The organism is Nocardia sp. NPDC059195 (assembly GCF_042754695.1).
Lineage (GTDB): Bacteria > Actinomycetota > Actinomycetes > Mycobacteriales > Mycobacteriaceae > Nocardia.
In genome coordinates, this window is record NZ_JBHZBG010000003.1 from 173,421 (window position 1) to 187,876 (window position 14,456).

General features: G+C 67.9%; 13 protein-coding genes. 9 read left to right on the forward strand and 4 right to left on the reverse strand.

Annotated features, from left to right (window positions below; all coding sequences use genetic code 11):
- Position 1: 1 nt before the first annotated feature.
- Positions 2–1,933, reverse strand: a complete 1,932-nt coding sequence (locus ACFXKN_RS05555) for an acyl-CoA dehydrogenase (protein WP_378950113.1) — start codon at positions 1,931–1,933, stop codon at positions 2–4.
- 101 nt (positions 1,934–2,034) lie between these two features.
- On the opposite strand from ACFXKN_RS05555, the gene ACFXKN_RS05560 reads away from it, so the two are divergent.
- The 3 genes from ACFXKN_RS05560 to ACFXKN_RS05570 are packed head-to-tail and all read left to right on the forward strand — an operon-like array spanning position 2,035 to position 5,216.
- Complete coding sequence (locus ACFXKN_RS05560) at positions 2,035–2,655, forward strand: TetR family transcriptional regulator (RefSeq protein ID WP_378950115.1); 621 nt, start codon at positions 2,035–2,037, stop codon at positions 2,653–2,655.
- Between the two features lie 3 nt (positions 2,656–2,658).
- The gene (locus ACFXKN_RS05565; protein ID WP_378950117.1) at positions 2,659–3,588 is read left to right on the forward strand and encodes an ATP-binding cassette domain-containing protein; all 930 of its coding nucleotides are present in this window, start codon (positions 2,659–2,661) and stop codon (positions 3,586–3,588) included.
- A complete protein-coding gene (locus tag ACFXKN_RS05570) occupies positions 3,585–5,216 on the forward strand; it encodes an ABC transporter permease (RefSeq protein WP_378950119.1) in 1,632 nt (543 codons plus the stop codon). The genes ACFXKN_RS05565 and ACFXKN_RS05570 overlap by 4 nt, the downstream gene beginning before the upstream one ends.
- A 52-nt stretch (positions 5,217–5,268) precedes the next feature.
- On the opposite strand, the gene ACFXKN_RS05575 is transcribed toward ACFXKN_RS05570, so the two are convergent.
- The gene (locus ACFXKN_RS05575; protein WP_378950121.1) at positions 5,269–6,768 is read right to left on the reverse strand and encodes a sugar transferase; all 1,500 of its coding nucleotides are present in this window, start codon (positions 6,766–6,768) and stop codon (positions 5,269–5,271) included.
- A 487-nt stretch (positions 6,769–7,255) separates the two neighbouring features.
- Here ACFXKN_RS05575 and ACFXKN_RS05580 point away from each other — a divergent pair, with 487 nt between their 5' ends.
- The 4 genes from ACFXKN_RS05580 to ACFXKN_RS05595 are packed head-to-tail and all read left to right on the forward strand — an operon-like array spanning position 7,256 to position 10,990.
- Positions 7,256–8,521: a methyltransferase domain-containing protein gene (locus tag ACFXKN_RS05580; protein ID WP_379432504.1), complete on the forward strand. Its 1,266-nt coding sequence runs from the start codon at positions 7,256–7,258 to the stop codon at positions 8,519–8,521.
- 8 nt (positions 8,522–8,529) lie between these two features.
- Positions 8,530–9,306 (forward strand): glucose-1-phosphate cytidylyltransferase, encoded by a 777-nt coding sequence (locus ACFXKN_RS05585; RefSeq protein ID WP_379432505.1) that lies wholly within the window; start codon positions 8,530–8,532, stop codon positions 9,304–9,306.
- Positions 9,291–9,953 carry a PIG-L deacetylase family protein gene (locus ACFXKN_RS05590; RefSeq protein ID WP_379432506.1) on the forward strand — a complete coding sequence of 221 codons (663 nt, stop codon included), beginning with the start codon at positions 9,291–9,293 and terminating at the stop codon, positions 9,951–9,953. The genes ACFXKN_RS05585 and ACFXKN_RS05590 overlap by 16 nt, the downstream gene beginning before the upstream one ends.
- 2 nt (positions 9,954–9,955) lie before the next feature.
- Positions 9,956–10,990, forward strand: a complete 1,035-nt coding sequence (locus ACFXKN_RS05595) for an NAD-dependent epimerase/dehydratase family protein (protein ID WP_379432643.1) — start codon at positions 9,956–9,958, stop codon at positions 10,988–10,990.
- On the opposite strand, the gene rfbC is transcribed toward ACFXKN_RS05595, so the two are convergent.
- Complete coding sequence (gene rfbC / locus ACFXKN_RS05600; RefSeq protein ID WP_379432507.1) at positions 10,968–11,531, reverse strand: dTDP-4-dehydrorhamnose 3,5-epimerase; 564 nt, start codon at positions 11,529–11,531, stop codon at positions 10,968–10,970. The two genes, ACFXKN_RS05595 and rfbC, sit on opposite strands and share 23 nt — an antisense overlap.
- Before the next feature lie 14 nt (positions 11,532–11,545).
- Between rfbC and ACFXKN_RS05605 the strand changes: the two genes are divergently transcribed.
- Positions 11,546–12,634 carry a methyltransferase domain-containing protein gene (locus ACFXKN_RS05605; RefSeq protein WP_379432508.1) on the forward strand — a complete coding sequence of 363 codons (1,089 nt, stop codon included), beginning with the start codon at positions 11,546–11,548 and terminating at the stop codon, positions 12,632–12,634.
- Between the two features lie 212 nt (positions 12,635–12,846).
- Positions 12,847–13,479 carry an MspA family porin gene (locus tag ACFXKN_RS05610; RefSeq protein WP_379432509.1) on the forward strand — a complete coding sequence of 211 codons (633 nt, stop codon included), beginning with the start codon at positions 12,847–12,849 and terminating at the stop codon, positions 13,477–13,479.
- A gap of 65 nt (positions 13,480–13,544) precedes the next feature.
- On the opposite strand, the gene ACFXKN_RS05615 is transcribed toward ACFXKN_RS05610, so the two are convergent.
- Positions 13,545–14,381, reverse strand: coding sequence for a glycosyltransferase family 2 protein (locus ACFXKN_RS05615; protein ID WP_379432510.1), 837 nt, complete (start codon positions 14,379–14,381; stop codon positions 13,545–13,547).
- Positions 14,382–14,456 lie beyond the last annotated feature (75 nt).

Here is a 14,456-nt window from a genome sequence, read left to right on the forward strand (position 1 = left end):
GCTATCGGCGGTCGAAAACGCTGGCGTCGTGCAGCATCTCGGCGCGCAGCATCGTCTCGGGCACGCCCATCGCCTCCACCAGGGTCAGCGCGTCGGGACGCAGGCGGTCGACCAGTTCGTTGACCCCGCGCCGCACACCCTTGGCCCGCTCCACCGACATGAACCGGTGCATGATGTACCAGGCCAGGTTCTCCTCCAGCGAGGCGTAGACATAGAGGTCGCAGACTGTTTCAGCGAGGGCTTTCGCGTCCGGGTCCTCGATGGCGGCGATGCCGTCGACGAACTCCTCGAGCACGAGGCGGTCGATGTGCGCGGCGCCGGCGGCCAGGATGTGGTCCTGGGCGTTGTTGAATGCCTCGAACGGGCCGGTGTCGGCGGCGCGGGCGCGCAGCCGGTGCGCGGCGGTGCGCAGCAGGTAGTCCTCGCGGTCGGCGAACAACTGCAGCTGGACATCGCGTTTGGACAGGTCGCCCTCGTCGACGGTCTCGTCGTTGCGGTCGCGCAGGGTCTGGATCAGCTGACGCACACCGGAGCGTTTCCGCACCACGTCACCGGCCATGGTGGCGGCAAAACGCACCCAGCCGAGCGCGTCGAGGTCGCGGACCTCGTCGGAGTACGCCGTGAGCAGTTCCTTCGCCACGAGCTGGGTCAAGACGACATTGTCGCCTTCGAAGGTGGTGAACACGTCGGTGTCTGCCTTCAGCGTGACCAGGCGGTTCTCGGTGAGATAGCCCGCGCCGCCGCAGGCTTCGCGGCATTCCTGAATAGCCCGGGTGGCGTGGCGGGTCTGGGCGACCTTCAGACCTGCGGCACGTTTCTCCAGCGCTCGCTGTGAGCTCGGTTCGGTGTCTTGCCCGCGCTGGATCAGATCCATCCGGCGAACGAGGTCGTTCTGGGCGAAGGCCAGCGCGAACGACTTCGCCACCAATGGCAGCAGCCTGCGCTGATGGCTGCGGTAGTCCAGCAGCAGGGTTTCCTCGCCGGTGTCGGGGTCGGCGAACTGGCGGCGCGCCAGCGCGTACCGCACGGCGATACTCAGTGCCACCCGCGCGCCCGCGGCGCCCGCGCCACCGACGCTGACCCGGCCACGCACCAGCGTGCCGAGGGTCGTGAAGAAGCGGCGGCTCGGGTTCTCGATCTCGGAGCTGTAGGCGCCCTCCGGGGAGACGTCGGCGTAGCGGTTGAGCAGGTTCTCGCGCGGGATCCGCACCTGGTCGAAGACGATCCGGCCGTTGTCGACCCCCGGCAGCCCGCCCTTGAGGCCGTCGTCGTAGGTGGTCACGCCGGGCAGGTCCGCGCCGCGGTCGTCGCGGATCGGCACCAGCAGACAGTGCACGCCCTGACTCTCGCCGCCGACGATCAGCTGGGCGAACACCGCGGCCATCCGGGCATGAACCGCGGCGCCACCGATGTAGTCCTTGCGCGCCGACGGCGTCGGGGTGTTGATGACGAATTCCTGGGTGGCCGGATCGTAGGTGGCCGTGGTCTCCAGATCGGCGACATCGCTGCCGTGCCCCGACTCGGTCATCGCGAAGCAGCCGAGCAGATCGAGCGAGATCAGGCGCTTGATGAAGTCGCGGTGTCGTTCGGTGCCCAGGTTCTCCACCGCGCCACCGAACAACCCCCACTGCACACCGGATTTCACCCAGAGCGACAGGTCGGTGTAGGCCAGCATCTCGAGCCCGGTGACCGCACCGCCTGGGTCGCCGGTGCCGCCGTTCTCGGACCGGAAGCCGCGCTCGGGATAGCCCATGGTCGCGATGACGCGCATCTGGTCGAGCACGCGAGCCCTGGCCGCGTGGATGTCGAGTTCGGGGTCGTCGGTGAATTCCTCGCCGGCGAGCTGCGTGCGCGCCTGCTCCCTGACCGTGCGCCACGGTCCGTCCAGCGCTGCGCGCAGATGTTCTGCCGTCGTCGATGTGCCGGTAGCCATGGCTTCGACACTAGCCCGCCGACGAACAGTCACCCAGGCCCGAAACTCGGTTCGGGCCAAAGTCTTGCCAACCGATTGAACGCGCGTTTAATATATTGAACATGCGTTCAGTCGATCTCACTACCGCAGCCAGGATTCGCGATGCCGCGATCGAATTGTTCGGTGAGCAGGGCTTCGGTGTCGGAGTTCGGGCGATCGCCGCCGCAGCCGGCGTCTCGCCCGGCCTGGTGAACCATCACTTCGGTTCCAAGGACGGCCTGCGCGCGGTCTGCGACGATCGTGTGCTCGAGATCATCCGCGACGAGAAGCTGCGTGCGATCGCGGCACCGGGTCCCGCGGGGATGCTCACCGCGATGGCCGAGATCGAGATGTACGCCCCCCTGGTGGCCTACATGCTGCGTAGCTTCCAGGCCGGCGGCGCGCTCTCGGAGTCATTGCTCGAGCACATGATCACCGACGCGGAGCAGTACATGCAGACCGCCGTCGACGCGGGCAAGGTCAAGCCGAGTCGCAATCACGCGGCGCGCGCCCGCTACATCGTGCTCTGCCATGTCGGCGCCATGAACCTCTATCTGCAGATGCGCATGCAACGCGAAGGAAAACTCGACTACCGCAAGGCGATTCGTGAGCTCTCCGACGAGATCACCTTTCCGGCGCTCGAGCTCTACACCCAAGGATTGCTCACCGATTCCACCATGCTCGACACCCTTTTCGAGGAGTAGACGATGCCCAAACCCACCCCCGCCCGGGTCATCGATGTCGCGGACCTGCGAAAGACGTTCGGCCGCTTCACCGCGCTGGACGGACTCGACCTACATGTCGGTACCGGCGAAATCCACGGTTTCCTCGGTCCCAACGGCGCAGGCAAGTCCACCACCATCCGAATCCTGCTCGGCGTCCTGCGCGCGACCGGCGGCGAAGCCATGGTCTTCGGCCGTGACCCGTGGACCGATGCGGTCGAGCTGCATCGCCGGATCGCTTACGTCCCAGGCGATGTCACTCTGTGGCCGTCACTGTCGGGCGGCGAGACGATCGATCTACTCGCCCGCATGCGCGGCGGCCTGGACGAGGCACGGCGCGACGAGCTGATCGAACGCTTCGAGCTGGACCCGACCAAGAAGGCGCGTACCTATTCCAAGGGCAACCGGCAGAAAGTCGCACTGGTATCAGCGTTTTCGGCGAACGCGGACCTGTTGATCCTCGACGAACCGACATCGGGTCTCGACCCGCTGATGGAACAGGTCTTCCAGGACTGTGTGCGCGACGCTGCGGCGCGCGGCGCGACGGTACTGCTGTCGAGCCACATCCTGTCCGAGGTCGAGCACCTGTGCGACCGGGTAACGATCATCCGGGCGGGCCGCACGGTCGAATCCGGTTCACTCGACGACCTTCGCCACCTGAGCCGCACCGCCATCACCGCCGATCTGATCGGCGATCCCGGCGATCTCAGCGCGATGCCCGGTGTCGGCGATGTCGAACAGGACGGCTCGACGCTGCGCTGCCAGGTCGACGCCGACCATCTCGGCGCCCTGATCCGGGTACTCGGTGACGCGGGCGTTCGCAGCCTGACCAGCGCGCCGCCGACGCTGGAGGATCTGTTCCTGCGCCACTACCACGTCGACGACACCGAGACCGCCGAGAAGGTGCGGGCATGACCACTATCGCCGCTCTCCCCCGTTTCACCGGAACCTCGCGCACCGCAGGCGAATTCGCGGGCACCGGCCAGATGCTGCGCCTGTACCTGCGCCGCGACCGGGTGGTCGCCCCGCTGTGGTCGCTGCTGATCGGGTTGATGCCCGCGCTGCAGATCGTCTCGATCAGGGACATCTACACCACACCGCAACAGCTCGATCACTTCGCGGCGACCACGGCCGCGAGCCCGGCGCTGATCGCCATGTACGGACCGGTTTTCAGCTCGGCACTGGGTTCCATCGGCACGTGGAAGGCCGGCGCGATGTACGCGATGATCGCGATCGCCGCGGTACTCACGGTGATCCGTCACACCAGGGTCGAGGAGGAGACCGGGCGCGCGGAACTGGTCGGCGCTACCAGCATCGGCCGGTTCGCCGGCCTCACCGGAGCACTTCTGCTCACCTTCGGCGCATCGGCGGTCGCCGGAATCGCTTGCGCCGCTTCACTGATGGCCACCGATCTGCCTGTCGCGGGTTCGGTCGCCTTCGGTGCCGCGCTCGCCGCATCCGGTGTCGTCTGGGGTGCGGTGGCGGCCGTCGCCGCTCAGGTCAGCACCGGCGCCCGGCTCGCCCGTGGCATCGCGCTCGGCAGCTTGGGCGCCGCGTTCGCGGTGCGTGCGGTCGGTGACGCGGGAAATGGTGTGCTGTCGTGGTTTTCGCCGCTGGGCTGGTGCTTGCAGGTCCGTCCGTTCGCCGACGAACGCTGGTGGGCGCTCGTGCCGTTGGCCGCCCTCGGTACCGGCGCGACCCTGCTCGCCTATCGGTTGTTGCGGACCCGCGATATCGGTGCGGGCCTGCTGGCCGAGCGCCCCGGACCGGCCACCGCGGGCACGTCACTGACGGGTCCGGTGGGTCTGGCCTGGCGATTGCAGCGGGGTTCGCTCGTCGCCTGGACGACCGGATTCGCCCTGTACGGCCTACTCATCGGCGGCGCGGTGAACAGCATCGGCGGCATGCTCGACGACAGCGGCACCCTGCAGGACGTGGTCACCTCAATGGGCGGGTCGGCTGATCTGGAGAAGTCGTTCATCGCCTACGCCGTCACCATGCTGGCCGCCGCGGCCGCCGCCTACTCGGTCTCGGCGGTGCTGCGGCTGCACGAGGAGGAGAACTCGGGCCGCGCCGAGACGGTCCTGGCCGCCGCGGTGGGGCGCGTGCGTTATGCGTCGAGCCACCTGCTGTTCGCGATCGGCGGACCCGTCGTGACACTGCTGGCCGCCAGCCTCGCCATCGGAATCGTCTGGGGTGCGACAGATGGCGACCTCCCCGGCAAAGTCGGCGAATCCTTGGGCGCGGTCGCGGTGCAGCTGCCCGCGGTCTGGGTGATCACCGCCATCGCGATGCTGCTGTTCGGCGCCCTGCCGAAGTACGCGGCGCTTGCCTGGGGCGTACTGAGCGCGATGATCGTGATTTTCCTGCTCGGCTCGCTGGGCAGCTTCTCCCAGTGGATCCTCGATCTGGTCCCCTTCGTCCACCCGCCGAAGCTGCCGGGCGCGGCGTTCGACATCGCACCGATCGCCTACCTGACGGTTTTCGCCGGAGCGGGAATCCTTGTGGGACTCATGGCCTTCCGCCGCCGCGACCTGCGCTGACGGTGGGCGTGTACTGAAGCCGGGGTGGTGAGTTCGACTCACCACCGCGGCTTCAGTACGCGCCGTCGCCGCGGGTGACCACCCCGATGGTGCGCGCGATCAACGCCAGATCCAGCACCATCGACCAGTTCTCGACATAGGACAGGTCGAGCCGCACCGAATCCTCGGGCGACAGATCCGACCGCCCGCTGACCTGCCACAGCCCGGTGACGCCCGGCTTCACCAGCAGCCGCCGTCGCATTTCCCCGTCATAGCTGTCGACCTCACGTTGCACCTGCGGGCGCGGGCCGACGACACTCATGTCCCCGCGCAGCACATTGAAGAACTGGGGCAACTCGTCGAGGCTGTACTTGCGCAGGAACCGGCCGACAGCGGTTACCCGCGGATCGTCTTTGACCTTGAAGAACAACGGATTCCCACCGTGGCGGTCGATGAGCGCCTCCACCGCGCTGTCGGCATCGACGAGCATGCTGCGGAACTTGATCATCCGGAACGGAATTCCGTCACGACCGATCCGTTCCGACAGGTAGAACACCGGTCCCGCACTCGTCATCCTCACCGCGATCGCGATGGCGGCCAGCATCGGCGCGATGAGGACCAACACAATCGCGGCAAAACACAAGTCGAACAACGCTTTACGACTCGACTTCGCGCGTCCGTAGCGCGGCGGGTCGATGTGCAGCATCGGCATTCCCGCGACAATCCGGTTGGTCAACCGACCCCCCGCGATATCGACGACACCGGGGGCCACGATCAGATCGACGCCCAGTGGATCCAATGCCCATGCCATTCGCCGCAATTCGGCGGGGCCCAGATGATCGGTCGCGGCCACGGCCACCGAATCGGCCCCACCGCGGCGGACCGCCTCGAGTACCGAGCGATCGTCCCCGAGCACCGACGGCCCGTCGGTCGTATCGAACTGCGCGCCGATCGATCCCGATGGCACGCATACGCCGACCACGCGGTAGCCCGAGCCGGGATCGCCGGTGAAGGCCGACGCCATCGCGTGCGCGGCCTCCGGCGAACCGACGACCAGCACCGCGGTGTGACACCGGCCTTGCGCGCGCCACCGTCGTAGCCGCCACCGCCACGCCAAGCGCCCAGCGACCAGTGCGAGCAGCCCGGCGGGCAACGCGATGGCGAGATAGCCACGCGCGACCTCCACCCGGAACAGCAGCGCCAGGATCGCGAGCACACCGAACAGCCGCAGCGTCGCCGACACCAGCCTGCGGAACTCCTCGCTGCCGGTGCCGACCACCTGCGGCGTCCGGCTGCCGTACCCGTGCAGCAGCGCCAGCCACCCGGCGGCCAAAGCCAGCGACACCACGGAGTAGCCGACCTCATACGGCAGCGGCCAGGCCAGCGGGGGCGCCGCAGGCCCGCCGAAGCGGATCACCTGCGCGGCCGCGACCGCCCCGAATACCGCGACCACATCGGTCACGACCAACCGCTGGACCAACGCGGTCTGCCAACTCTCGCGCTGCGTACGGCGCAGCGCCTGGACACCGTTGACAACATCGACGTCGCCAGTACCGGTGAGCTCGTAGCTCATGAACCCACACCTCCCCTTCGGGAGACGAATCGTTTCCCGATCCCCGCAGACCGGAACGCGGCCGTTGCGGCCGTCCTACTTCCCGTCGATTCGATACCCGCCCGCTGATTGTTACAGACCCCAAGCAGGCATTCTCGCCGAAGACTCACCGCCGCAACAGATTCCAGCGGTTAGCCACAGCACAGCGCAATCGGGCAGCTATCACCGAGTCGCCATTGCCTTTCGGTATGAATGCAGGACAATCGCCTTCGGGAGTGATCGGCATCACAAAGGAATGGGGAACGGTCGAGCTCGCCAGCAGTTTGCCGGTGCCGTATCAACCTGGTCGAACTCCGAAACATACCACGAATCTCTTTCTGCCCCGCACGTTTCGGGGCACCCCCTAGCGCCCGCGGCTGTAACGTCTCGGCCCGTCGATCCGACTTCCGGCATGACCGGCATGAGCCGTGACAGCTTGGGTGAACGTGCAAGAAGGTGGGGGCTCCACGTGCAATGTCGACTCTGTGATTCCGAACGGCTCACGAGCGTGCTCGACCTGGGTGCCACTCCGCCGTGCGAGAGTTTCCTGGCCGTAGCGGAACTCGACCTGCCGGAGTCGACGTATCCGCTGCACCTGCGGCTGTGCGAGGACTGCCTGCTGCTGCAGATCCCGGCGCTGATCACCCCCGAGGACACCTTCACCGAGTACGCGTATTTCTCCTCGTTCTCCGACAGCTGGGTCCGGCACGCCGAGCAGTTCGTCACCACCACCGCCGAGCGACTCGGCCTCGGCCCCGATTCGTTCGTCATCGAGGTGGCCAGCAACGACGGCTATCTGCTGCGGCACGCGGTCGCCCGTGGCATCCGCTGCCTCGGCATCGAGCCGTCGGTCAACGTCGGTCTGGCCGCCCGCGAGGTCGGCGTGCCGACGGAAACAGCGTTCCTGGAACAGGATTCGGCCGCACGGATACGCGCCGAGCACGGCCCGGCCGACCTGGTGGTCGCCAACAACGTCTACGCCCACGTGCCCGACCTGCGCGGGTTCACCCACGCGCTGCGCACCCTGCTCAGCGACGAGGGCTGGTGCAGCATCGAAGTGCATCACGCGCTGAACCTGGTCCAGCTCGGCCAGTTCGACACCATCTATCACGAGCATTTCCAGTACTACACCGTCCATTCGGCGCAGCGCGCGCTGGCGATCGCCGGCCTGACTGTCGTCGATGTGGAACTCCTGGCAACCCACGGCGGCTCGATCCGGCTGTGGGCACGCCCCGACGCCGTCGCCGAACCGAGCGCCAGGGTCGCCGAGGTCCTCGACCTCGAGCGGGCGGCGGGCCTGCACGAGCCCGCCGGTTACGCCGCGCTCGGCGCCCGCGCGGAGTCGGTCCGCCAGGAGCTGCTGCGTTTCCTGCTCGACTGCCGCGCGGCGGGCAAGCGGGTAGTCGGCTACGGCGCGCCGGGCAAGGGCAACACCCTGCTCAACTACTGCGGTATCCGGCCCGACCTGCTCGAGTACACCGTGGACCGCAACCCTTACAAGCACGGCCGATTCACCCCCGGCACCCGGATCCCGATCCATCCGCCGGAGCGCATCGACGCCGACCGGCCCGATGTGGTGCTGGTCCTGCCGTGGAATCTCGAAACCGAGATCACCGCCCAACTCTGCCAGGTCGCTGAGTGGGGTGGCGAACTGATCTATCCGCTGCCGGTGCTGCATCGCGGCACCACGATCAGCGAACCGGTCGCGGCCGGCGCACACTCCGAAGGAAAGTGAACGAACCGATGAAGGTCGTACTGTTCTGCGGCGGATACGGCATGCGCATGCGCGGCGGATCCGACGACGTCGTCCCCAAGCCGATGCAGTTGGTCGGCCCGCGCCCGCTGCTGTGGCACGTGATGCGCTACTACGCGCACTACGGCCACAAGGAGTTCGTCCTGTGTCTGGGCTACGGCGCCGAACACATCAAGAACTTCTTCCTCACCTACCAGGAGTCGGCGTCCAACGACTTCGTGATCCGCAACGGTGCGGTGGAGCTGCTCGGCAGTGACATCAGCGACTGGTCGATCACCTTCGTCGACACCGGCGTCGAATCCGCGATCGGTGAGCGCCTGCGCCGCGTGCGCGAGCACCTCGACGGCGACGAGTATTTCCTGGCCAACTACGCCGACGTCCTCACCGACGCACCACTGGACACCATGATCGAGCGCTTCCGCGCCTCGGGTGCGGCCGCGTCGATGATGGTGGTGCCACCGCAGTCCTCGTTCCACTGCGTGGACATCTCACCGACCGGCGAGGTGAAGGACATCGTGCCGGTGGCGCAGATGCCCCTGTGGGAGAACGGCGGATACTTCGTACTCAGCCAGGAAATCTTCGATCTCCTGCCGCCGGGCGGCGATCTGGTGGCCGACGCGTGCGGCGCACTCGCCGGGCAGGGCAGGCTCTTCGGGTATCAGCACATGGGCTTCTGGAAGCCCGCCGACACCTTCAAGGAACGCGCCGAGCTCGACGACGCCTACCGCAACGGCACCCGGCCGTGGATGGTGTGGGACCAGCCGTGATCGGGTTGTTCACCCGCCCACCGCGCCGGATCGCGGTGCTCGGCGCGCACTGCGACGACATCGCGATCGGGATGGGGGCAACACTTCTCGCGCTCACCGGGGCCGATCCCGACGTCGAGGTGCGGGCCTTGGTGCTCTCCGGCGGTGGCACCGCACGCGAGGACGAGGAGCGCGCGGCACTGACCGCGTTCTGCTCGGGCACCGAGCCCGACCTGCGGGTTCTCGATGTGCCCGACGGCCGCGCACCGGCGCACTGGGACCGGATCAAGGACGCACTGGCGGCCTTTCGCCGTGGCGGCGAACCCGAGGTGGTGTTCGCACCGCATCGTGGCGACGCCCACCAGGACCACCGCCTGCTCGCCGAACTGGTGCCGACCGAGTTCCGCGATCACCTGACCCTGGGTTACGAGATCCTCAAATGGGAGACCGACACCCCGGCTCCCACGCTGTACCACCCGTTGAGCCATGAACTCGCACAAGAGAAGTCGCGACTGCTGCACAAGCACTATCCGTCGCAGACGGGCCGCGACTGGTTCGACGAACAGGCCTTCCTCGGGCTGGCCCGGCTGCGTGGCGTGCAGTGCCACGCACCGTATGCCGAGGCGTTCGTGCTCGACAAAGCGATCATCAGATGGGAACAGACGTGAACATGCGGGTACTGGTCACCGGGCACCAGGGCTATCTCGGCACCGTGATGGTGCCGGTGCTGCGGGCGGCGGGCCACCGGGTCACCGGCCTGGACATCGGCTACTTCGCCGACTGCCTGCTCGGCGAATTCGCCGGCGACCCAGAAGGTTTGGCGGTGGACCTACGCGAGGTGACCGTCGAGCAGCTGCGCGGTTTCGACGCGGTGATCCATCTTGCCGCGTTGTCGAACGATCCCCTCGGCGCCCTGGCACCGGAGATCACCTACGACATCAACCATCACGCGTCGGTCCGCCTGGCCCGCCTCGCCAAAGAGGCCGGGGTCTCCAGGTTCCTCTACGCGTCGACCTGCTCGGTCTACGGCGCGGCCGGTGCCGACCTCGTCACCGAGGACGCCCCGCTGCGCCCGATCACCCCGTATGCCGAGAGCAAGGTGCGCGTCGAGGACGATGTGGCCGCCCTCGCCGACGACGACTTCGTCCCGGTGTTCCTGCGCAACGCAACGGCTTTCGGCTTCTCGCCCCGACTGCGGGCCGATATCGTGCTCAACAACCTGGTCGGCTACGCGGTGCTCACCGGCGAGGTGAAGGTGCTCTCCGACGGCACCCCGTGGCGTCCACTGGTACACGCCGCCGACATCGCCGCCGCGTTCGCCACCTGCCTCACCGCGCCCGCCGCCGACGTCTCGCGCCGGGCGTTCAATATCGGCACCGAGGTAAACAACCTGACCGTCGCCGAGATCGCCGCCTCGGTGGTCGACGCGGTGCCCGGCTCACGACTGCTGATCACCGGCGAGAGCGGTGCGGACCCACGGTCCTACCGGGTCGACTTCTCTTACGCGCGTGAGGTTCTCGGCTTCGAGGCACAGTGGACGGTGCCCGCGGGTGCGGCCGAGCTGTTCACCGAGTACACCGCACGCGGGCTCACCTCGGACGCGTTCTTCCGCCGGTTCACCCGGCTGCCGCATCTGCAGGGCCTGTGCGATTCCGGAGTGCTCGACGCACAGCTGCGCCGGATCAGTGCGTCGGCGTCAGCGTAGCCAGCAGCGCCGGCCAGGTCCCGGCTCCCGCGTCACGCGCGGAGACGGGGCCGACGGGCAGCGGCCAGTCGATGGCCAGCTCGGGGTCGTCGTAGGCGACCCCGAGGTCCTCGGCGGGATCGTGCGGACGGTCGATGCGATAGCAGACGTCGGCGATCTCGGTGAGCGCCTGGAATCCGTGCAGGAAACCCGGCGGCACGTACAGGTGATGGAACTGCTCGTCGTCAAGCCGAAAGGCTTGGCGCGCACCGAAAGTCGGCGAATCGGGGCGAATGTCGACGAGTACGTCATGCACGGCGCCGTGCGCGCAGCGCACCAGCTTGGCCTCGCCGCGCCCGCCGCGTCCATGCATGCCGCGGATCACCCCGCGCACCGACCTCGACTGCGAATCCTGCACGAAGGCCGCCGCCGCACCCGGCACCCCGAGATGGGCGTCGAACTCGCCCGCGTCGAAGGTGCGGGTGAACAACCCACGATCGTCGCGGAACGGTTCGGGAACGAGAACCACCACGTCAGCCAATTCGGTCCGCTCGATACGCACGAGGACATCTTGTCATGACCCGCCGATGCCGCGGCTGCGCGAAGATCGCGCTCACTCCCCTTCTCGACCTGGGCTCGGTCCCGGCGGCGGACCACTTTCCGCCCCGTGACACTCCGGTCGCCGACACCGAATCCGGTCATCCGTTGCGGATGGACCAGTGCGCGGCGTGCGGCCTTGCTCAACTCGCCGACGACGACACCGTCACAGCCGAACCCCGCGGCATCGAACCGCTGGCCCTGCGCGAGCAGGCCGCCGCGGCGGTGCGTCTGGTGCTCGCCGCTGGGCTGCTGCGTGGTTCGACGGTGACCGAATTCGGCAGCCCCCACGGCGGCACCTGGCTGCCCCTGCTCGGCGCGCACGGCTTCACCGAGAACACCGGCGGACCGGCCGATGTGGTGCTCGACTGCTTCGGCATCATGCACGAACCCGATCAGCGGGCGGCCTTCGCGGCACGTGCCGCGGCGACGGCTCCCGACGGTGTCCTGCTCGTGCAGTACCACTCCCTGGCCGCCATCGTCGCGCAGGGACAGTGGAATGCGTTGCGGCACGGACACTTCGCGTATTACTCGCTGTCCACCCTGCGCACTCTGCTCGGGGCCGTGGGAATGAGTGTGGTCACCGCGTGGGAGTTCGACCTCTACGGCGGCACCGTGCTCCTCGCGGTTCGCCACGGCGACCACGCTCCGGACGCAGGCGTCGAAGAAATTCTCGCGACGGAAGCCGATGCGCTGAGCTCTATCGCCGAACTGCAGCAGACGGTCGACCACCACGTCCGTGCTCTCCGCGGCTGGCTGGAAGCTGCTGCCGCACAATGCGATCGGGTCTACGCCTACGGTGCCGCGTCGCGGGCGGTAGCCCTGCTGAGCATGGCAGGCGCGCACCGCGGCCTGCTCGCCGGTGTCGCCGACGCCGCGCCCGGCAAACAGGGTCGCCGAATGCCCGGCACCGATGTACCCATCATCTCCCCCGCCGAACTCGTCGCCGCCGAGCCCGACGTGGTGCTGTTGACGCTGCCGGACCTGCTCGCCGAGGTGAGCAACGGACTGCCCGAACTCACCGGACGGTGGGTGATCGACGACCCGGCGGGCCCCCGCAGGCGATAGTCGCGTGCGCCAGGCTGTGGCATAGACGACGTTACGTCGATCGGCGCATGATCGGATCCCGTGGGATACTCGGATTGCCCAGCGCCGCACCATGATCGAGCTCCGGTCACTGCTGGACCGTCGCAGTGTCGCGGTGGCCGGTGCCCGGATCGCAGGGGGAAGTGGCGTCGAACGCACCGTTCGGCGGGCGGATAGCCAGGGGAAGAAATCTGATGAGGGGAATTACCGTGCTCGTACCGCGCGCGCTCCGGATCGCGGCGATGGCATCGGCCGTCGCCGTCGGTCTCGTCATGGGGGCAGGCTCCGCCGCTGCCGGAATCGACAGCAGCAGTGTCGTTCTCGACGGCAAGAACCGCACCGTCGAAGCGATCCAGTCCGACACCAGGATCGACTTCGTCGCACCGCTCGACGGCAATCCGCTCACCCGTGAGTGGTTCCACAGCGGCGCGGCCTCCTACCTGGTCATCGGCCCCGAGGCCGAAGCCTGGTCCGGCCGCATCACTATCGGCTATCAGGTCGGCTACCCCGCCACCCTCGACGGCAGAATCAAGTTCGAGTGGTCGACCCCCGGCTCGAGCGTCGAGATCGGCTCCGACCCGAGCGCCACCATCGACGGCCTCATCCCGCGCGCGGGCATCGAACTCGCCGTCGGCTTCGGCCCCGGCATCCAGGAGGTCGAGGTCGCCGGTGGAGACATCTCGGGAGCCGAAGGCGTGCTTCGCCTTTCGGGTTTCCACGGCACTGTCACCGGCGTGCTCGGCCAGACCAACGTCCGCCCGTTCGTGAAGATAGTCGGGTCCGGCGGCGACACCGTCGTCACCTACGGCAAGACCTTCTCGATCTGATCCTAGTTGCCCCGGCGGGCATTCACTCGCCGGGGCACTGGGACGCCGTAGATCTCGGTGCTAGCTCATTCGCCCGGGCGGACCGCGCCGACCGCACCCAGTGTCCGCACCCTGACCCGCTCCATGATCTGGCCGACCAGGCGCAGGTCACCGGTGAGAACATCCGCGCGCGTCACCAATTCGGGGTGGTCGACGACGAGCCGATGGTGGAAGCGGTACATGTCGGTGAGCTTGGACCTGGTGGTAGTGCGACTGCACAGGTTGAACGAGGAATTGCGCCAGGCGGCGACGATCCGTTCCATCCCGACGAAGTGACCGCCGGTGGCGACGCGGGCGAACAGGTCGACATCCATCGGGAACACCAGGTCGGGGCGCAGGCCGCCGACGCGCCGGTAGTCGGCCAGCCGGAACATCGCCGCGGCCGTCGGCCCGAACTCGGCCGGACCGCGACGCACGATGACCTTGGCCAGTTCCCGTGGCGTGCGGCGCCCGAGCAAGCCCGGCAGGCCGAGGTCGGTCTCGAGCAAGCCGCCCTGCTCATCGATCACATCGAAACGTCCCGCGCAGATCGCGACCGACGCATCGGCCATCAGCGCCCACTGTTCGGTCAGCCCGCCGGGGCGCAGGACGTCGTCGGCGCACACCACTTTCACCAGATCACCGGACGCGGCCCGGATCACTCGGTCCCAGTTCGCCCCGATCGGCAGCACCGACTCGTTGCGCAGCACCCGCACCCGGGGATCGCCGGTGGAGCGGGCGATCTCGCCGGTGCGGTCGGCGCTGGCATTGTCGAGAACGAGCAGTTCGAAGTCGGCGTCCTCGGCGAGCACCGACTCCAAAGTCACCGCGAGCGTCCGCTCGGCGTCGTAGGCAGGCACACACACCGTCAACGCGGAAACCATCGTCGCACTCCCTGTCACCGGGGTATGCCCTGTTGCACCCCCGCCATCCCCTGCGACGAATCTACCCCACCCCCC